This window comes from Pseudomonas corrugata (assembly GCF_001269905.1).
Taxonomy (GTDB): Bacteria; Pseudomonadota; Gammaproteobacteria; order Pseudomonadales; family Pseudomonadaceae; genus Aquipseudomonas; species Aquipseudomonas corrugata.
This window is the reverse complement of record NZ_LHVK01000003.1, coordinates 267,167-285,530: the sequence shown is the minus strand read 5'-3', so window position 1 is coordinate 285,530 and position 18,364 is coordinate 267,167. Positions and strand designations below refer to the sequence as shown.

The window sequence follows — 18,364 nt, the reverse complement described above, 5'->3', positions numbered from 1 at the left end:
CCCAACGGCGTTGCACCTTCGAGTTTCCAGGATATTGACGGCCAGGGAGGCCTTGGGGTCGTGATTCAAGTCAAAGCGGATTTGGCTGAGCTGTTATTATCCGCCGTATCTTTTAAGTACGGATTGATCCATGTCCCCTCGCGAGATCCGCATCGCCACCCGTAAAAGCGCCCTGGCCCTCTGGCAGGCCGAATACGTCAAAGCCCGTCTGGAAGCCGCCCATCCCGGCCTGATCGTGACGCTGGTGCCCATGGTCAGTCGCGGTGACAAGCTGTTGGACTCGCCGCTGTCGAAAATCGGCGGCAAGGGTCTGTTCGTCAAGGAGCTGGAAACCGCACTGCTGAACAACGAAGCCGACATCGCCGTGCATTCGATGAAAGATGTGCCCATGGACTTCCCCGAAGGCCTGGGCCTGTTTTGCATCTGCGAGCGGGAAGACCCGCGCGATGCGTTCGTCTCCAATACCTTTGCCAGCCTGGAAGCGCTGCCTGCCGCAAGCGTGGTCGGCACGTCCAGCCTGCGTCGCCAGGCGCAGTTGCTGACCCGCCGTCCTGACCTGCAAATCCGCTTTCTGCGAGGCAACGTCAACACTCGCCTGGCCAAGCTCGACGCTGGCGAGTACGACGCCATTATCCTCGCCTCCGCCGGCCTGATCCGCCTGGGCTTCGAGGACCGCATCACCTCGGCCATCAGCGTCGACGACAGCCTGCCGGCCGGTGGGCAAGGAGCGGTAGGCATCGAATGCCGCAGCGCTGACAGCGAGGTCCATGCACTCCTGGCCCCCCTGCATCATGAAGACACCGCGACGCGGGTCTTTGCCGAGCGCGCCCTCAACAAACACCTCAACGGTGGCTGCCAGGTGCCGATTGCCTGCTATGCCGTACTTGAAGGCGAACAAGTCTGGTTACGTGGCCTGGTGGGCGATCCGGATGGCGGCACGCTGCTCAGCTCCGAGGCCCGGGCGCCCCGTGGCGATGCTGAAGGGCTGGGGGTGCGGGTCGCCGAAGACTTGCTGAAGCAGGGCGCTGGCGACATCCTCAAGAAAGTCTACGGCGAGGCTGGCCACGCGTGATGGGCTGGCGGTTGCTGCTGACCCGACCGGAGGACGAGTCGTCGGCCCTGGCGGCTGCCCTGGCCGAGGCCGGCATATTCAGCAGTCGCTTGCCGTTGCTGGATATTGAACCGATTCCCTTGTCCGATGCCGGCCGGGCGATGCTTCAGCGGCTCGACCAGTACTGCGCCGTGATCGTCGTCAGTAAGCCGGCCGCCCGGCTGTGCCTGGAGCAACTGCGCGAACATTGGCCCGAGCCGCCGAAGCAACCCTGGTTCAGCGTGGGGGCGGCCACCGGGCAGATCCTGGCCGATGCGGGCCTCACGGTGTTTTATCCAGACGATGGCGACGACAGCGAAGCCTTGCTTAAACTCCCGGCGTTGCGTCAGGCTCTCTCCCGGACTCGTCCCCAGGTTTTGATCGTGCGTGGCGAGGGTGGCCGGGGTTTGCTGGCAGAGCGCTTGCGCGAGCAAGGTGCTAGTGTCGAGTATCTGGAATTGTACCGGCGCAGCCTGCCAGCGTATCGCGACGGTGAATTGCCGGCGAAGGTCGAAGCGGAACGCTTGAACGCCCTCATGGTCAGCAGTGGGCAGAGCTTCGAGCATCTGCATCGCCTGGCGGGTGCCGCGTGGCCAGATCTGGCGCGGTTGCCGTTGTTTGTACCAAGCCCAAGGGTTGCCGAGATGGCGCGGGCCGCCGGGGCCCGATCAGTTGTGGATTGTCGTGGCGCCAGTGCCGCGGCTTTGCTGGCGGCGTTACGGGAGCAATCCGTGCCGTTTTCTAATGCAAAGGATGGACACGTGAGCGAAACAGCCTTGCCAAAAGATCAAGACCGACCCGTGATCGATTCACCGGTGGAAACGCCGACACCGGTAGCGCCGCGTCGCGGTAACGGGTTGGCCATTGTCGCGTTGCTGCTGGGGGCCGCTGGCGTGGCCGTTGGCGGCTGGGGTGTCTGGCAGGTGCGTCACCTGCAGGCCAACAACCAGCAACAGTCCGCCCAGGTCCAGGCACTGAATGATCAGGCCCAGAACCTCAAACTCAGTGAGCAACGCCTCAGCGAGCGCCTCGCACAGATGCCGGCGGCCGAAGAGCTGGAGGAGCGACGGCGTCAGGTCGCCCAACTGCAAGGCGACCAGCAACACCTGAGCCAGCGTCTGGAGACCGTTCTTGGTGCCAGTCGCAAGGACTGGCGGTTGGCCGAGGCCGAGCATCTGTTGCGCCTTGCCAGCCTGCGCCTTTCCGCCTTGCAGGACATCAGCAGTGCCCAGGCCCTGGTCCAGGGCGCCGACGAAATCCTGCGGGAACAGAACGATCCGGGCTCGTTCGCTGCCCGCGAGCAATTGGCCAAGACGCTTGCGGCGTTGCGCAGCACCGAGCAGCCGGATCGCACCGGGCTGTTCCTCCAGTTGGGAGCCTTGCGTGAGCAAGTGCTGCAACTCACGGAGCTGGCGCCGGAGTACAAGGATCGTGGCGAGTCCCTGCTGGGCCTGACGGCCGATGGCGATGGTGCCAGCCGCTGGGCGCAGTGGTGGGATCGGATATCGCGCTATATCCGCATCGACTTCAATGCCGACGAGAACGTCCGTCCGCTGCTCGCCGGGCAGAGCCTGATGCAGGTGCGCCTGGCGTTGAGTCTGGCGCTGGAGCAAGCGCAATGGGCGGCCCTGAACGGGCAGACGCCGGTGTATACCCAGGCGTTGGTCGAGGCCCGCGATGTACTCAAGAACAACTTCAATCAGGACAACCCGCAGAGCAAAGTCATGCTCGAGCGAGTGGCTGAACTGGCCAAACAACCGGTGACAGTGGTCACACCGGACCTGACCGCGACCCTGAGCAGCGTCCAGGCCTACCTGGAACGCCGCAACCTGAATGCCGAGGAGTCGGTCAAGCCACTGGCCAAGCCTGCTGAGCAGGGGGCCACGCCATGAAGCGTCTCTACGTGATTCTGTTCGTGGTCATCGCTGCCGCCGCCCTGTTGGGCGTGGCGATTTCCGAGCATTCGGGTTACGTGCTGGTGGCGTACAAGAACTTCCGCTACGAAGCCGGCCTGTGGGTCACCCTGGCGTTGGTGGCGGTACTCTGGCTGTTGTGGCGGGGCGTGCGCGCCTTGATCGGCCTGGTGACCACGTCCGGCGGCGTGGTCAATCCGTGGTCGCGGCGCAATCGCAGCCGGCGCGTACAAGTGGCGATCGAACACGGTCAACTGGACCTTGCCGAAGGTCGCTGGGCCAGTGCCCAGAGGCATTTGCATCGTGCCGCGGAAGCTGAGCGCCAGCCGTTGCTGTATTACCTCGGCGCGGCCCGTGCGGCCAACGAACAAGGTCTTTATGAACAAAGCGACAATCTGCTGGAGCGCGCCTTGGAGCGCCAGCCTCAGGCGGAGCTGGCCATTGCGCTGAGCCACGCGCAGTTGCAGGTGGATCGAGGCGACACCGACGGTGCCTTGGTCACTCTGCAAGCCATGCATGATCGTCATCCCCATAACGTCCAGGTCCTGCGCCAGCTGCAGCGGCTGCATCAGCAGCGCGGTGATTGGTCGGCGGTGATTCGCCTCTTGCCGGAACTGCGCAAGGACAAGGTCCTGCCGACGGCGGAGCTGGCTGAACTGGAACGCCGGGCCTGGGGTGAAAATCTCTCCCTGGCGGCCCATCGTGAAGAAGACGGCAGCGTCGGCTTGCAATCGCTGAACCGCGCCTGGCAACAGCTGACCTCTGCGCAGCGCCAGGAGCCGGCGCTGGTGTTGGCCTATGCCGAGCAACTGCGACAGCTGGGCGCGCAGGGCGAGGCCGAGGAAGTATTGCGCACCGCGCTCAAGCGTCATTATGACAGCCACCTGGCGCGTCTATACGGGTTGGTCCGTGGCAATGATCCAGCTCGACAGCTGCAAGCAGCCGAAGGCTGGCTCAAGGATCATCCGGCCGACTCCAGCCTGCTGTTGACGTTGGGCCGCCTGTGTCTGCAGAACAGCTTGTGGGGCAAGGCGCGGGATTATCTGGAGGGCAGCCTGCGAATCCAGCGCAATCCGGAAGCCTGTGCTGAACTGGCAAGACTACTGGCGCAACTGGGAGATGCCGAGCGCAGCAATCAGCTGTTCCAGGAGGGCCTAGGGTTGCTGGATGAGCGCTTGCTTGCTGCGCCATTACCGGTTCCGGCCCAGGCGCTGCCCAGTTAAGAAAACTCAGGGTATCGGGCGGCTTGAGATGGTTTTGTCAGGCGGACGGTCGACCTTCGTTGCCTGGCTCAAGGCTCAAATGATGTATTCGGGAAAGTCCTACAGGGGATTGCGCTGAATCCCCTCGTTCCTGTCGGGAATTCCCTACACCCTTGGTGAAGTGTCTGCGCGGACCCGCCTTGAAAGGCCCGAGGGCTTTCCTCTACCGTAACTGCTTGTCTCTTCTGTTACGGAACCGCCATGTCTTTGGCTTGCTCTCGCTTCTTGTTTTTCATGGCTTCCGCGGCCGCAGCCCTGGCTTTGGGCATCGCCAGCTATCTGGAGTACGCAGTCGGTCTGACGCCTTGCAGCCTGTGTGTCTTGCAGCGTTTGTGCCTGGTGCTGTTCATGGTGAACGGTTTCGCGGCCTGCATGCATGGCCCGGGTCGAAAGGGCAGCATCCTTTACGGGGTGACGGGCCTGGTGTTCGTGTCGGGAGGAATGGCCCTGGCATGGCGTCAGGTTCTGTTGCAAAGTCATTCGCTCGAGCCAATGTCCGATTGCCCGGCCCAAATGACGGGCGCCAGCTCATGGTGGAGCGCCATGCAGCGAGCCCTGGACGGTGCGGTCGATTGTGCGGGTGTCACCTGGACATTGTTCGACTTGAGCATCCCCGAATGGAGCCTGCTGTTTTTCCTCGCCGTCTCCATTGCAATGACCTACCTGCTGCTTCGCCTGGTCTGGAACGCTCTGATCCGACCGCTGGGCGACAAGATGTCGCAATTGGTCCGGGTCGCGGATTAAACACTTGTATGAACTTTGTCGTCTGCGTACCTTGAAGCGGCTGTCGTGCGGGCATAATCTGGCCCGCACGTATCATTGGAATTATGCCGCTCGATCATGTTGTGTCCGGCTTGCCATGAATCATCAAGGTGTATGCAGGCTGCGAGGGGCATGACTCACAAGGGAAGAAATCGCCATGCTCGAAAGTTGTCAGAATGCTCAGGAACGATGGGGTGGGGTGCATCTGCTGATCGACCGCTGGTTGCAGGAGCGTCATGAACTGGTTCGAGCCTATGATGCTCTCGGTGACAAACCTGAAGTGTTGGGTGAAAGCCGTAAGCCGTTGCAGGAATTCTGCGGCGTGCTGGTGGACTATGTCTCTGCCGGGCATTTCGAGATCTACGAGCAACTCACCGGCGAGGCCAAGGCCTTCAACGACAAGCGTGGCCTGGAGCTCGCCGAGCAGATCTACCCGCGCATCGACGTCATCACCGAGAAGCTGCTGGCATTCAATGACCTGTGCGATGAAGGCAAATGCGTAGCGGAAAAATTCAAGGAGCTCGGTGGCCTTCTGCACGAGCGGTTCGAGCTGGAGGACTGCCTGATTGAAGTGCTGCACAACGCCCATAAGGAAGAGGCGGCAGTTCAGGCTTGATCGCTTGGCGGCAAAAAAAACGGTGCGCATTGCGCACCGTTTTTCGTATGGGCAATGTCAGCTCGTCGCACCCAGCAATTCGATCTCGAACACCAGTGGCGTGAACGGTGGAATCACATCCCCGGCCCCTTCCGCGCCATAGGCCTGGGTCGACGGAATTACCAGTCGCCATTTCGCGCCTACGGGCATTTGCGGCAACGCAACGCGCCAGCCATCAATCACACTGTCGAGACTGAACCACTGCGCCTGGTGGTTGGAGTCGAATACGGTACCGTCGGGCAAGCGACCGGTGTACAGCACCTGCACCTTGCCGTGGGGACCGGCTTTCACCCCGTTGCCGGGCTTGAGTTCAGTCAACAGGATGCCGTCTTCCAACTGCTTTACACCTGGCCGGTTTCTTTCCTCGTTGAGAAATTTCTGCTCCGTTTTCAGCGCCACTTCAATCCGTGGTGTCGTCGATTGCGCTGTCAGCTGTGCCTGATGATTGGCCAGGATCTGTTCGATGCGCTCATCCTTGAGTGCCAGCGGCTTGCCCTGGTAGGCCTGTTGCAGACCTTCCACCAATGCCTGGATCTGCAGGTCAGGCACGTCCTGGCGCAGGCGCTCACCCAGGCTCGCGCCCAGGCTGTAGGCCAGGTCATGGGCATCGTTTGCGCTGGTTCTTTCGACGGCCTGGACCATGGAGCAAACCATGCACAGGAGGAAAAACAGGTGACGCGTCATGTGTGCTCTCCGGGCTCGAATGGAGGAATTATGCCAGCGCCGATTGCTGCGAAGTGGGATTGCTCCGGCAATGGCGCAGAAGTTTTTTTGTCTCTTGCAACGCAACGCCCTGTGTACTGTCAACATGCCCTAGCGGCGGTTGCAGCAGAGGTCTAGTATGAGCCGCACTCACGTCAGTCAGGAGGTAAACCATGTCGGCCACCAAGAAGCCTGTAAATACTCCGTTGCACTTGCTCCAACAACTTTCGGGCGCCTTGCTCGAGCATTTGGAAAACGCCTGCTCCCAAGCCCTGGCTGATGCTGAAAAACTGCTCGCCAAACTGGAAAAACAACGCGGCAAGGCGCAGGAAAAACTGCACAAGTCGCGCACCAAACTGCAAGACGCAGCTAACGCCGGCAAGGCCAAGGCACAAGCCAAGGCCAAGGATGTCGTCAAAGAACTCGAAGACCTGCTCGATGCCTTGAAGGATCGTCAGTCCGAAACCCGCGCCTACATTCTGCAGCTCAAGCGTGATGCCCAGGAAAGCCTGAAGCTGGCTCAGGGCGTTGGTCGCGTGCAAGAGGCTGCCGGCAAGGCGCTGACGCTTCGTGCTGCCAAGCCTGCCGCTGTATCGGCCAAGAAACCGGTAGCTAAACCCGTCGTGGCAAAAGCACCGGCAAAAGCACCAGCCAAGCCTGCTGCTAAATCGGTCGCTGCCAGCGCAGCCAAACCAGCGGCGAAAAAACCGGCTGTCAAAGCTGCCGCCAAGCCTGTTGCAAAAACAGCTGCCGCCAAGCCTGCTGCGAAAGCTGCTGTGAAACCGGCCGCTAAAAAAGCAGTCGCCGCCAAACCCGCCGCGACGAAAACCGCAGCGGCCAAGCCAGCCGCCAAAGCCCCTGCAAAAGCAGTCGCGGCGAAGCCAGTTGCCAAACCAGCGACGACAAAAACGGCTGCTGCCAAACCTGCCGCGACGAAAACCGCTGCCGCCAAACCTGTTGCAGCTGCCAAACCGGCCGCTGCCAAAGCGCCTGCCAAGGCTGCGACTAAACCAACTGCTGCCAAACCAGCTGCGACCAAATCCGCTGCCAAGCCTGTTACAGCAAAACCTGCCGCTGCCAAGCCAGCAGCAAAACCCGCTGTGAAAAAGCCAGCCGCGGCAAAAACTGCGACTGCGCCAGCTGCCAAGCCTGCATCGCCGGCCCCGACAGCGACCCCCGTTCCAACTGCCAGCACCCCGGCTTCGACGGTCAGCCCATCGGCTTCCGTTGCGCCGAGCACCGGCACCCCAACCAGCGCTTCCTAAGTACTGGAGACCACGACGCGCAACTGATGCAGCGCGTCGTGGTTCGCTGGTCCGGCACTCGCCGCCAGCCCTTGCAGCCATCGCGCCGAGTCGTTCTGACGCCCCTCAGGCCAGCGTGCAGCCACTGCTTCCAATCGCTCCAGCAGACACCGTTCGGCTTCCAGCTCCAGCTTCTTGACCTGCTCGCGCAGATGAGTGAGATCCGTGTCTTGCAGGGCGCCAGCTTTCCATTGGGTGCGAAGCGTCCGTAGTGGCTGCACCACCTCTTTTTCCCAAGACTGTGCCAGCTGCCGAAGCTGTTGCAGTCTTTGTTCATCGCAGGCCACGCCGCGCTGCTCCAGCCACAGGCCGCAAAGCAGCAGGCAGACGCTTGCGCCGGCCTCCTGCAATGCCAGACAGATCGGCTCCACGCCGGGCCGCGCATAGAGGTCGAGGGAGAATTTCCACAGGTCAGAGGACATCGTGCTACTCGCGCCAGTTGCGAGCGAAGCTGGTAGACTCCGCCGCCATTATGATCCGACTTCAGAACCTGACTTTACAGCGTGGCCCGCAACGTCTGCTAGAAGACGCCGAGCTGACCCTGCACGCCGGCCACAAAGCTGGCCTCATCGGTGCCAATGGCGCCGGCAAATCGAGCCTGTTCGCCTTGTTGCGGGGCGAGCTTCACCCGGACTCCGGTGATTGCTCGCTGCCCGCTGACTGGCGTATTGCCCACATGCGCCAGGAGGTCGATACCCTCGAACGCCTGGCGGTGGACTACGTGCTCGACGGCGATATACGCCTGCGTCAGGTTCAACGCGACCTGGCTGTCGCCGAAGCGGCTCACGACGGCGCAGCCCTGGCCCGGTTGCATTCGGAGCTCGACAGCGCCGACGGCTACACCGCCGATGCCCGTGCCCGCAAGTTGCTCGCCGGCCTGGGTTTTACCAACGAACAGATGGACCGCCAGGTCGGGGACTTCTCCGGCGGTTGGCGGATGCGCCTGAACCTGGCGCAAGCCTTGATGTGCCCCTCGGATCTGCTGCTGCTCGACGAGCCGACCAACCACTTGGATCTTGACGCCATCATCTGGCTCGAGGACTGGCTCAAGAGTTACCCGGGCACGCTGCTGCTGATTTCCCACGACCGTGATTTCCTCGACGCGGTGGTGGACCACGTGGCCCATGTCGATCAGCGCAAGCTCGTCCTGTATCGCGGTGGCTATACGGCTTTCGAACGGGCCCGTGCCGAGCGCCTGGCCCAGCAACAGCAAGCCTACGAGAAGCAGCAGGCGCAGCGCGCGCACATGGAAAGCTACATCGCCCGCTTCAAGGCCCAGGCCACCAAGGCCCGTCAGGCCCAGAGTCGGATCAAGGCGCTGGAACGGATGGAGGAGCTGTCCGCGGCCCACGTCGATTCGCCGTTCGATTTCGTCTTCCGCGAGTCGACCAAGATCTCCAGCCCGTTGATCGACCTGTCCGACGCGCGACTGGGCTACGGCGACAAGACTGTGCTGGAGAAGGTCAAGCTGCAACTGACGCCCGGCGCGCGCATTGGTCTGCTGGGCCCCAACGGTGCCGGTAAATCGACCCTGATCAAGAACCTCTCCGGTGAACTCCAGCCCCTGGCCGGGCGCCTGACCCGTGGCGAGAATACCGTGGTCGGCTACTTTGCCCAGCACCAGCTGGATTCCCTTGATGCCAAGGCCAGCCCTTTGTTGCACTTGCAGCGCCTGGCGCCGACCGAACGCGAGCAGACCTTGCGTGATTTCCTCGGCGGCTTTGACTTCCGGGGCGCGCGCATCGACGAGCCGGTGCTGAATTTCTCCGGTGGCGAGAAGGCACGCCTGGCGTTGGCGTTGATCGCATGGGAGAGGCCGAATCTGCTCTTGCTCGACGAACCGACCAACCACCTGGACCTGGAAATGCGCCTGGCCCTCACCATGGCCTTGCAGGAGTTCAGTGGGGCGGTGCTGGTGGTGTCTCACGATCGGCACCTGCTCAAGAGCACCACGGATAATTTCTTCTTGGTGGCCGACGGCAAAGTCGAAGAGTTCGACGGCGACCTCGAAGACTACGCACGCTGGTTGGTGGACTACCGCCAGCGCAATGCGCCGGTCAGTACGACGCCAGTGAACCCGGACAAGACCGACAAGAAAGCCCAGCGCCAGGCCGCCGCCGCCCTGCGTCAGCAGCTTGCGCCGCACAAGCGCGAGGCCGACAAGCTCGAATCCGAGCTGGGCAAGCTGCATGAAAAACTGCATGGAATCGAAACCAGTCTCGGGGACAGTGGTCTCTACGAAGCAGCGCGCAGGGATGAATTGCGCGATCTGCTGGCCGAACAGGCCCGGTTGAAGGTTCGGGAGGCGGAGCTTGAGGAGGCGTGGATGCAAGCCCTGGAATTGCTGGAAACCCTGCAAGCGGAGCTGGAGGCGCTGTCCTGATGGAAGCGTTGACCTTGCCCATCCCGGTCATGTGGATCGAGCCGCTCTGGCTCGGCGTGCAAGTCCTGCTGATCCTGCTGGTCGGTTACGTGATGCAGCGTGTCGTGGCGCGTGCGCTTACGGGACTCGGCGAGCGCTACCCGTTTCCACCTCACCTATTGATCGTTCTGCGGGGCGTGCTGCGCTGGCTGATCATGGGCAGCGCGGTGCTGGTGGTGCTTGAGCGCCTGGGGGTGTCGGCCACGGTATTGTGGACCGCGATTTCCGGCTTCGTCGCGGTGGCGGCCGTGGCGTTTTTCGCCATCTGGAGCGTGTTGTCGAATCTGCTGTGCGCGGTCCTGATCTACACCGTCGGGCCATTTCGCCTGGGCGATGTGGTCGAGCTGGTGGAAGCGACCGACAAGCCTGGCATCAAAGGGCGGGTGGTAGCGATCAACCTGCTTTACACCACTTTGATCGAGCCCGAGGAACTCGGCACTGGCAGTTCCATGGTGCAAGTGCCCAACAGCCTGTTCTTCCAGCGTTCGGTCCGGCGTTGGCGCGGTAGCGAGGCTTTTCCGGTGGGTGGGTTGGTCGAGTAGCCAGTCCCTGCTGCTCCAAGGTTTCTGAAATAACGATGGTCAGCCGCGCGGCGGCGCATTAGCTTAGTCGTCTAGACGAAATCTTGGCCGAGGTGTGCAATGGTGCTGGAAACATGGCTGGCGTTTTTCGCCGCTTGTTGGGTGATCAGTCTTTCGCCGGGCGCGGGTGCCATCGCATCGATGTCCAGCGGTCTGCAGTACGGTTTCTGGCGTGGCTACTGGAATGCCCTGGGCCTGCAATTGGGCCTGGCGTTGCAGATCGTGATTGTCGCTGCGGGCGTCGGCGCGATCCTCTCCACCTCAGCCACGGCGTTCTATGCAATCAAATGGTTCGGGGTTGCCTACCTGGTGTTCCTGGGCATCAAGCAGTGGCGAGCCATCCCCGGCGAGATCAGCGATGAAGCCACTCCACGGCCCATCGGCAAGCCCTTGGCGCTGATGTTCCGTGGCTTTCTGGTGAACATCAGCAACCCCAAGGCATTGGTGTTCATGCTGGCGGTACTGCCGCAGTTCATCGATCCCCATGCCCCTCTGCTCAAACAGTACCTGATCCTGGGCGTGACCATGATTTGCGTCGACCTCATCGTCATGGCTGGCTACACCGGGCTGGCTGCCAAAGTCCTGCGCCTGTTGCGTACTCCGAAGCAGCAACGGCGGATGAATCGGACCTTCGCCGGATTGTTCATTGGCGCAGCGGGTCTACTGGCGACGATTCGCAAAGCCGCTATGTAAAGGTACTGCATAAGGAAATCAGTGTGGGAGCGGGCTTGCCCGCGAATGCGGTTGATCAGTTGGCGTGTTTTTGACTGACGAACCGCATTCGCGAGCAAGCCCGCTCCCACTTTTTTGTGTCTTGCGGGTAGGTATCAGCCTACAAATCCGCCTTTTCTGACAGACCTAACTGGGGGTAAGCGGGGAATTTGCCTATGCGGTGTTCGGATTGGGGCTGCATACGACCTGCGTCGATTTTTCGATCATGGAGCTCTCTCGTTCATCCGGTGACCGTAAATGCCCGCGCTCTCCACAGCCCAGTTCAGGTTGACGATCGACAGCCTGCCCGATGAACTCGGTGTTCTCGCCTTCGAGGGCACGGAGGCAATCAGCCGGCCTTTTGAATTCAGAATCAGGCTTGTCAGTGAGCATGCCGGCCTGGCGCTTGAACGGTTTCTGCATCGTCCCGCCTTTCTGGCTTTCAATACGCTGGGCAATGGCATCCACGGGCAAATTGCGGATTTCGCCGTGGGCGAGTCCGGGCAGCGGCTGACCCATTATCACGCGACGCTGGTGCCGCGCCTGAGCAGTCTCGAGCTGGCCTTCAATCGGCGAATCTTTCAGCGACAGACTGTTCGCCAGATCATCACAGAGGTGCTCAAACTGCATGGTCTGCTGGGGGATGCCTTCCGCTTTCAACTGGGCCCCACGGAATATCCACCCCGGGACTATTGCACCCAGTGCGAAGAAAGCGATCTGGCCTTTATCCAGCGCCTGTGCGAAGAGGAGGGTTGGCATTACCACTTCGAACATGGGCCGCAGCAGCATGTCCTGGTATTTGGTGATGACCAGTCCCGGTTCAGGAGTCTGCCACCTACACCGTTCGTCCCTGACGGTGCGATGGTCGCCGACGAACCCACCATCAGGACCTTCTCCGTTCGGGTACGAGGTGCCACCAGTCGGGTAACCCGACGTGACCATGATTTCGAAAAGCCTCGCCTGACCCTGGAAGGTGCCTCTGGACATCACCCGCATGGTGCACAGGGGGCGCAGCCGGATCGAGAGGATTATGCCTACGCGCCAGGGCGTTTCCTGACGCTGGCTCAGGGCCGACAGACGGCCCTGCGAGCCCTGCAACGTCGACAAAGAGATACCTGCGTTGCCGAAGGCGGCAGCAATCAACCGGCCCTGCTTAGCGGGCATTTCATGAGCCTGAAGAACCATGGCCGGGCTTGCTGGAACCAGCGCTGGTTGCTCACCTGGCTCAGGCATGAAGGCTCGCAGCCCCAGGTCCTTGAAGAGGCCATTGGCAATGTGGAGGAGGGGATACCGGAGCAGGGCTATGGCAACCGGTTCAAGGCGGTTCCGTGGGACGTGTTCTATCGCCCGTCCGTGAGGCATCGTCGACCGGTGCTGGTCAGTGAAACGGCCACGGTCAGCGGACCGCAAGGCAGCGAGATTCATTGCGACGAGTATGGCCGGGTCAAGGTCCGTTTCCATTGGGACCGTGCCGAAGGCAACCCGGAGCGGAGCAGTTGCTGGGTGCGAGTCGCCACCGGATGGGCGGGGGATGGGTTTGGTACCCAGTTGATCCCCCGGGTCGGCATGGAAGTCGTGATCACTTTTCTTGCGGGCGATCCCGATCAACCGCTGATCACCGGTTGCGTGCCAAACAAGGCCAATCCGGTTCCCCATGGCTTACCCCTCAACGACACCCGCAGTGTCTTCAAGAGTCGAAGCTCGCCGGGAGGGGATGGCAGCAACGAGTTGCACATCGAAGACAGAAAGGGGGCCGAACGGATCTATCTGCGGGCCGAACGCGACCTGTTCGCCAACGTGCGCAATGACCACACGCTGGAGATCGGCCGCGACCAGCGCATTACCCTGGCCGGTCAGCACTACAGCGAAATACGGGGCGAGGAGCACCACACCGTTGGAGGGCATCGCGTAACGCAACTGAATGCCGACGATTTTCTCAACATCAACGGCAGCCTCCATGCACAGGCCGGTGAGACCCTGGTGATTCGCGCCGGGCAGGTCCTGCAGATCGAATGCGCGGGTGCGCTGACAGTCAAGTCCGGATCGCAGCTGACCCTGGAAGGCGGTGGCCATTTTCTGCGTATTGGTGCCGACGGCATTTTCAGCAGCACTCCCATCGAACCGGGAGGCGGTCCGGGTCCTGGAGCGACTTTGCAGAACAAGTCTGCCCGCCGGCCGGGGGAAACCGATGACCCAGTGGCCGGACGCGCAGCCACTTCGACCGGCGTCGTTGCGATAAGTGAAGGCGCGACCGGGCCGCCGGCGGGTAGAGCGCCCCTGTCGATCGGCGTGCTGTGCAAACGTTGCTTTCAACAGGCCCAAGCCCAGGTCAGAGGCTTGGCCGCCCGTCTCTGAGCGGGTCAACTTTCAAGGATGATCATGTCTCCAACTGCCCTGCAATGGCTGCAACATCTATACGCTCAGGCCAAGGCCTGCGGCCTCACTCATGTGGACCTGCTGATCAACTGCGCGCTGTTTGACTATCCGCTGCTGCAACGCTTGGACGAGCTCGCGCCGTCGCCGCGCTATCGGCTTCTGCTCCGGGATTCTCCCGAACGGGCTTTCGCTGACCAGGGACCGGTGCTGGTGCGGGTTCTGCTCTTCGATGCCGTGCAGCAGCTCTGGCTGAAGGACTTCATCCAGATGTGCTACCGCCATTCGCGAGTGCTGGCGCTGTTCAGCCGCTGGTCGTTCGATGCCCTTGGCGAACGCCTGGGACGGTGCACCCAGGCTGAATGGGATCAGGGCCACAAAAGCGGTGTGCTGCGCTACTACGACACCCGCTTGTTCAGACTCTTGTGCGAACTGCTCGATCCCGACCAGCTCAGGATGCTCCATGAGGGCGTCATCAATTGGCAGTGGATCGACCGCGATGGCAAGGCCTGCCAGATGGCGGGATTCGATGTCCGGCAGAGGGATGTGGGGCAGGGCGCACCGGTGTTGCGGTTGAGCGATGAGCAAATCGCCGAAGTGGGCGTCCTCAGCGATGCGCAACAGTGGTGTGCCCGGCAGGAAATCCTACCGGGCCCTTACGGTTTCGATTCGTTCGAGACCTTCATCCACCAGGCTTTTCGCGTTCATGTCGATGCGGACCGTCAGCGGCTGATGGGAGCGGCGCGGGAGCAGTTCCTCGAGGAATGGCTCGTGGAGTGTGCCGCCCAAGCGAAGGGCAAACGAGGTATCGGCCAATGACGCGTCCAGGGACATGGGGGTTGTCGGTCTTCAGTGCTCTTTGCGGTTGCATGCCTGCGCAGACCAGCCTGATCGGCACGCCCATCGAAGGCTATAACCATACGTCGGCGGCCATCCATCACTTCAGCGTCAACCGCAACGGTGGGCCGGGCATCGGTCCTTATGGCGGTGGCGGCAAGCAGAACTGTTGTGTCGGGATGCCTGCCCAATGGAGTCCGGGACTGAAGGTGTTGGTGGAGTGGGAAAAGGATCCGGCGCCCCACGCTTATGGCAGTTGGCCGGAGCGACGGCACACGGATGAATGGCGGACGCGGATGAAAGCCCATCGGGCCGGCTACAGCCGGCACAGCGTCTGGGTTGAGGTGGCGCCCTACGAGCGGCTCGGTGTGGTTGACGTGCATTTCCTGCCTTGTGATCAAGTCGCCGTGTCCGCGGTGGTGACGTTGCCGGGCATGCCCGGTTATCCCTTTGGTTTCCCCCGCAGGATGGAGGCGCTGTCGCCATGCCCGGTACATTGAGAAGCAGGCCGCAGCCCCTGGCCGTGACGCCGTTTTTTGCCAAAGAGGGAATGTTGCCGCGAACGCCTAAAGACGTCGCGCACAACCATGTCGAACAGCAGAAAACCTTGACCGAGGCTGCGAACATTTACAGAGCGGCTTGCAGGGCGGCAGACATTCCCTATTCCGGCCCACCCTGCATGGACGTGTTGCATGTCACGTTGTGTTTTGACGGCACCAATAACCACGAACCCACAGACAAGCGGAACCACCCGCCGACCACCAGCAACGTCGCGCGCCTGTATCACGCCAGCCTGGGTGGCGGCACCGGTCCGGGGCAAAGCCGGGCCAATGAGGCAGGTTTCTATGCCTATTACATGCAGGGTGTCGGCACCGAGTTTCCGGAAGTCGGTGAGTTTGAACCTGACGCCATGGGGCTGGTGGCGGCTCGTGGTGGCGAAAATCGCATCAACTGGGGCCTGACGCGGCTGATCGATGCTTTGCGTCGACACTGTGGGGAGTCGCACCTGGAATCGGCGCAAGCCCTTGCCTGGGTCCGGCGGATGAGCAGTTGCGTGGGGGATGCACTCAATACCGCACAAGCGCGCAGGCGTGCTGTGCTGGAAGAGCCATTGATAGGCTTGCGTGAGACGGTTGAGCGTCTGCACGCCAGTCACTCGATCCCACGGATCAAGTTCCTGCGCCTGTATGTCTATGGCTTCTCCCGTGGCGCCGCCCAGGCCCGGACGTTTACACAGTGGTTACGTCAACTGACCGAAGTCGGGGCGAACGGCGAAACCTGCCACCTGTTCGCCGGTGTGCCCATCAGCATCGGTTTCCTCGGTCTGTTCGACACGGTGGCGTCGGTGGGCATGGCGGATCTGGCGCCCTTTGTCAGCGGACACATGGGCTGGGCGGAGGGAGCGTTGCGGCTGCCCGATTCGCAGATATTCCTGGAGCGTTGTGTACACCTGGTGGCAGCCCATGAGCAGCGGGGCAGTTTCCCCCTGGATTCGATTCGTCGAAAAGCCGATCCCGACGACCCCGATTGTCCATCCACTTATCGCACGGGCACATTTGAATACCTCTATCCGGGGGTGCATTCGGATGTTGGCGGAGGTTATCCGCCGGGAGAGCAGGGCAAGGCGTTGGGAGGCAGTCATGAGCTGCTGTCCCAATTGCCCTTGCAGCACATGTTTCATGAGGCCTATCAGGTCGGCGCTCCCTTGCAGGCACCTGCCAGTGCCCTCAGCGATGAGCAGAAAGAGCGCTGGCCGTGGTTGGTCATGGATGGCGGGACCTACGACGCTTTCGATGTCTCCCCAACGCTGATCCGTCGCTTCAATATCTGGCTCGATGCCCAGGACAATGGGCCCCTCGAAGAGGTTATGGCCCGAGAAGCCGGGCTGATTACCGGTTGGCGCATCAACCGCTACGCCAATTTTCTCTTTCGCACCACCTCGGCCTGGGCCCACGTGCAGGGCAAGGACATGAGCGACGAGGAACGTTCGGCCTTCTCCACGCTGCACCGGCGACAACAGGAGAAAAATACCGCCCTGCGTGCCGGCAAGGAGCCTCCCGCCGCTTCCGCTGATCATGAAAGACATTCGGCCCTGAAGCGCACTTATGAACAACGGACCGGTGTGGGTGAGATTGCTCTCAATACAGCAAAAACGTTTGAGCCGAGCCTGGATCAACGTCAGTTGCACGGCGCCATGCTGGATTTTCGCCGCGACTACATTCCTGAGTGGAACCTGAGTCCCCTCGACCCCGGCCTGAGTCAAGGTCGCCTCATCAATGCGTCGGTTGGCGGCCTGGTCTACCTGCTCAACGAGCAGGATGAAGCGGAGGAATACCGTGACCTGCGCCGGGCCGGCAATCGGGAAGTGGTGCGCTGGTTCGGTGAGGACCTGGCGCCTCGCGATGATGAAGCCTGGGATCTGGTGCGGTTGTTCGATGAACATGTCCACGATTCTCGCGCCTGGTTCATGAACGCGGCGCTGAACGAGCGGGAAGTATTCAGTGACTACTTCCGATATCGAGCGATTTTTTTCGATGAGGAGTCCAATAAGCGCTTGTCGCTGTTGGCGACGGCCGGGCAGGTCATCGGCGTGGCCGTGGTGCTCGCCAGTGTTGGCCTGAGTGTCAGCCGTCGAGATCCACGCCTGTTGGTGGGCCTGTTGATGCCGGGGCTCGGCATCCCGGTGCTCCGTGGCAAGCTTGGCATCGTTCCGACGATCGAGGCCTTTGATAGCGCCACCGGTATCGCACTGCCATTAGACGAGGGGCTCGATGAGGTTCGTGCTTACACGCGGCAAGTCGGAAATGTCCTGAAGCTGGCCCAAGCCTTGCCGTCCCCAACACCGCTGAATGAACAGACGGCGGATAGTCACAGGTGGCAACCGTTGCTGGACGCGATTCAATCTGTGAGAAAGCCGGAGAGCGACTGCTTGGGACGGCTCAGGCAGACGCTTGATGGCGCCGCAGGAGCCTCTGTCCCAGGGTTGGGGAGCAGGGGCTCCGGTGCTTAGCGCAGGATTACCGGTGCGGTGTCCCGTGGCAGGTTGTTGCGTGGTACCGGCTCGCCGGGCGGCTCATGGCTTGGACCGCCGAGCTGCTCGCTCAGTTGTCGCGCCACGTCCTCGCCCAAGGACTTGGACACGTCGCGTACCACGCGAGGGCGGTTGAGGCTGATGCGTGCGTCCCGGTGGTTCAGCAATTTGGTGTCCTGGCCTTCACCCATGGCGGTGAACGCCGAGGTGATTTCGAAGGTCCGGGTGTTGATCAGGCTGAAGTCGGCCACCAGGGTCAGTCCTAGCACCGCCGAGTAGCTGTCGGTGTTGGCCAGTTCATTGATGTCTCGGGTGAAATCGATGTCCGATACCGTGCCGAATAGCACGTAGTCGGCGCCCTTGAAGCGTCCGGCTCTGATGCGCTTGATTACATCGTAGACGTCGCCGGTGGAGGACTCGGTGTGAGGCGTGCCCTGTACTAGCTGGAACATGCCGCTGCGCAGGATTTCACCCTTGATGTCACCGGTGAACTTGCGCAGTTCGCCTTGCTCGATATAGCTGCTGGTGGCTTCCATCTCGTCGTAGCTCGACGACGCGCTGGCACTGTAGGTATTCGCCTGGAAGTTGCTCTGGGCCGAAACGGTGTGGATGTATTCCTCCACCCGTTGCTGGTAGGCCAGGTCGGTAACGGCGACTTTCGGGGCCGCCTGCGCGCCGAACGCGCAGGCCAGGGCCATGATGCCTATCCATGTGCGCATGG

The 18,364-nt window shown here is 61.7% G+C and carries 16 protein-coding genes and 1 pseudogene; 14 read left to right on the top strand and 3 right to left on the bottom strand.

All coding sequences use genetic code 11. From position 1 onward, the window contains the following. Window positions 1-130 precede the first annotated feature (130 nt). The 6 genes and pseudogenes from hemC (at window position 131) to AD665_RS01540 (ending at window position 5,643) form a co-directional block, all read left to right on the top strand. The gene (gene hemC / locus AD665_RS01560; RefSeq protein ID WP_053190614.1) at window positions 131-1,072 is read left to right on the top strand and encodes a hydroxymethylbilane synthase; all 942 of its coding nucleotides are present in this window, start codon (window positions 131-133) and stop codon (window positions 1,070-1,072) included. Further along, window positions 1,072-1,815: pseudogene (locus tag AD665_RS27735) on the top strand (uroporphyrinogen-III synthase); the annotation flags it as partial. The gene hemC and the pseudogene AD665_RS27735, both read left to right, overlap by 1 nt. Before the next feature lie 36 nt (window positions 1,816-1,851). Beyond that, entirely contained in the window at window positions 1,852-2,982 is a 1,131-nt protein-coding gene (locus AD665_RS27730; protein ID WP_053191288.1) for a uroporphyrinogen-III C-methyltransferase, read from the top strand. Further along, entirely contained in the window at window positions 2,979-4,226 is a 1,248-nt protein-coding gene (locus AD665_RS01550; protein WP_024780543.1) for a heme biosynthesis protein HemY, read from the top strand. Before AD665_RS27730 ends, AD665_RS01550 begins: the two co-directional genes overlap by 4 nt. A gap of 240 nt (window positions 4,227-4,466) precedes the next feature. Continuing rightward, window positions 4,467-5,009, top strand: coding sequence for a disulfide bond formation protein B (locus AD665_RS01545; protein WP_024780542.1), 543 nt, complete (start codon window positions 4,467-4,469; stop codon window positions 5,007-5,009). Window positions 5,010-5,184: 175 nt separating this feature from the next. Continuing rightward, on the top strand, window positions 5,185-5,643 hold the full coding sequence (locus tag AD665_RS01540; protein WP_024780541.1) for an Rsd/AlgQ family anti-sigma factor: 459 nt from the start codon (window positions 5,185-5,187) through the stop codon (window positions 5,641-5,643). 57 nt (window positions 5,644-5,700) lie between these two features. On the opposite strand, the gene AD665_RS01535 is transcribed toward AD665_RS01540, so the two are convergent. Then, entirely contained in the window at window positions 5,701-6,366 is a 666-nt protein-coding gene (locus AD665_RS01535) for an FKBP-type peptidyl-prolyl cis-trans isomerase (RefSeq protein ID WP_024780540.1), read from the bottom strand. Window positions 6,367-6,557: 191 nt separating this feature from the next. Between AD665_RS01535 and AD665_RS01530 the strand changes: the two genes are divergently transcribed. Beyond that, window positions 6,558-7,649, top strand: coding sequence for an AlgP family protein (locus tag AD665_RS01530; RefSeq protein WP_024780539.1), 1,092 nt, complete (start codon window positions 6,558-6,560; stop codon window positions 7,647-7,649). Here the strand turns inward: AD665_RS01530 and AD665_RS01525 are convergent. Continuing rightward, window positions 7,646-8,110 carry a TIGR02444 family protein gene (locus AD665_RS01525; RefSeq protein ID WP_024780538.1) on the bottom strand — a complete coding sequence of 155 codons (465 nt, stop codon included), beginning with the start codon at window positions 8,108-8,110 and terminating at the stop codon, window positions 7,646-7,648. The two genes, AD665_RS01530 and AD665_RS01525, sit on opposite strands and share 4 nt — an antisense overlap. A 50-nt stretch (window positions 8,111-8,160) precedes the next feature. Between AD665_RS01525 and AD665_RS01520 the strand changes: the two genes are divergently transcribed. The 7 genes from AD665_RS01520 to AD665_RS01490 all read left to right on the top strand — a co-directional run bounded on the left by AD665_RS01520 (window position 8,161) and on the right by AD665_RS01490 (window position 17,622). Next, window positions 8,161-10,071, top strand: a complete 1,911-nt coding sequence (locus AD665_RS01520; protein WP_024780537.1) for an ATP-binding cassette domain-containing protein — start codon at window positions 8,161-8,163, stop codon at window positions 10,069-10,071. Further along, complete coding sequence (locus AD665_RS01515; RefSeq protein ID WP_024780536.1) at window positions 10,071-10,652, top strand: mechanosensitive ion channel family protein; 582 nt, start codon at window positions 10,071-10,073, stop codon at window positions 10,650-10,652. The genes AD665_RS01520 and AD665_RS01515 overlap by 1 nt, the downstream gene beginning before the upstream one ends. Window positions 10,653-10,751: 99 nt before the next feature. Beyond that, window positions 10,752-11,384 carry a homoserine/homoserine lactone efflux protein gene (gene rhtB / locus AD665_RS01510; RefSeq protein ID WP_024780535.1) on the top strand — a complete coding sequence of 211 codons (633 nt, stop codon included), beginning with the start codon at window positions 10,752-10,754 and terminating at the stop codon, window positions 11,382-11,384. Window positions 11,385-11,660: 276 nt separating this feature from the next. Then, window positions 11,661-13,757, top strand: a complete 2,097-nt coding sequence (tssI, locus tag AD665_RS01505; protein WP_053190613.1) for a type VI secretion system tip protein TssI/VgrG — start codon at window positions 11,661-11,663, stop codon at window positions 13,755-13,757. A gap of 24 nt (window positions 13,758-13,781) precedes the next feature. Further along, window positions 13,782-14,594, top strand: a complete 813-nt coding sequence (gene tla1, locus AD665_RS01500) for a toxin Tle1 chaperone Tla1 (RefSeq protein WP_024780533.1) — start codon at window positions 13,782-13,784, stop codon at window positions 14,592-14,594. Beyond that, window positions 14,591-15,112, top strand: a complete 522-nt coding sequence (tli1a, locus tag AD665_RS01495) for a Tli1a family immunity protein (protein WP_024780532.1) — start codon at window positions 14,591-14,593, stop codon at window positions 15,110-15,112. The genes tla1 and tli1a overlap by 4 nt, the downstream gene beginning before the upstream one ends. A 179-nt stretch (window positions 15,113-15,291) precedes the next feature. After that, entirely contained in the window at window positions 15,292-17,622 is a 2,331-nt protein-coding gene (locus AD665_RS01490; RefSeq protein ID WP_080996560.1) for a T6SS phospholipase effector Tle1-like catalytic domain-containing protein, read from the top strand. Here the strand turns inward: AD665_RS01490 and AD665_RS01485 are convergent. Next, complete coding sequence (locus tag AD665_RS01485; protein WP_053190609.1) at window positions 17,619-18,362, bottom strand: hypothetical protein; 744 nt, start codon at window positions 18,360-18,362, stop codon at window positions 17,619-17,621. The two genes, AD665_RS01490 and AD665_RS01485, sit on opposite strands and share 4 nt — an antisense overlap. Between the last annotated feature and the right edge of the window lie 2 nt (window positions 18,363-18,364).

Coding starts and splice junctions, on each gene's coding strand:
- hemC (WP_053190614.1), top strand. CDS start 131: ATGTCCCCTCGCGAGATCCGCATCGCCACCCGTAAAAGCGCCCTGGCC.
- AD665_RS01550 (WP_024780543.1), top strand. CDS start 2,979: ATGAAGCGTCTCTACGTGATTCTGTTCGTGGTCATCGCTGCCGCCGCC.
- AD665_RS01545 (WP_024780542.1), top strand. CDS start 4,467: ATGTCTTTGGCTTGCTCTCGCTTCTTGTTTTTCATGGCTTCCGCGGCC.
- AD665_RS01540 (WP_024780541.1), top strand. CDS start 5,185: ATGCTCGAAAGTTGTCAGAATGCTCAGGAACGATGGGGTGGGGTGCAT.
- AD665_RS01535 (WP_024780540.1), bottom strand. CDS start 6,366: ATGACGCGTCACCTGTTTTTCCTCCTGTGCATGGTTTGCTCCATGGTC.
- AD665_RS01530 (WP_024780539.1), top strand. CDS start 6,558: ATGTCGGCCACCAAGAAGCCTGTAAATACTCCGTTGCACTTGCTCCAA.
- AD665_RS01525 (WP_024780538.1), bottom strand. CDS start 8,110: ATGTCCTCTGACCTGTGGAAATTCTCCCTCGACCTCTATGCGCGGCCC.
- AD665_RS01520 (WP_024780537.1), top strand. CDS start 8,161: ATGATCCGACTTCAGAACCTGACTTTACAGCGTGGCCCGCAACGTCTG.
- AD665_RS01515 (WP_024780536.1), top strand. CDS start 10,071: ATGGAAGCGTTGACCTTGCCCATCCCGGTCATGTGGATCGAGCCGCTC.
- rhtB (WP_024780535.1), top strand. CDS start 10,752: ATGGTGCTGGAAACATGGCTGGCGTTTTTCGCCGCTTGTTGGGTGATC.
- tssI (WP_053190613.1), top strand. CDS start 11,661: ATGCCCGCGCTCTCCACAGCCCAGTTCAGGTTGACGATCGACAGCCTG.
- tla1 (WP_024780533.1), top strand. CDS start 13,782: ATGTCTCCAACTGCCCTGCAATGGCTGCAACATCTATACGCTCAGGCC.
- tli1a (WP_024780532.1), top strand. CDS start 14,591: ATGACGCGTCCAGGGACATGGGGGTTGTCGGTCTTCAGTGCTCTTTGC.
- AD665_RS01490 (WP_080996560.1), top strand. CDS start 15,292: ATGGACGTGTTGCATGTCACGTTGTGTTTTGACGGCACCAATAACCAC.
- AD665_RS01485 (WP_053190609.1), bottom strand. CDS start 18,362: ATGCGCACATGGATAGGCATCATGGCCCTGGCCTGCGCGTTCGGCGCG.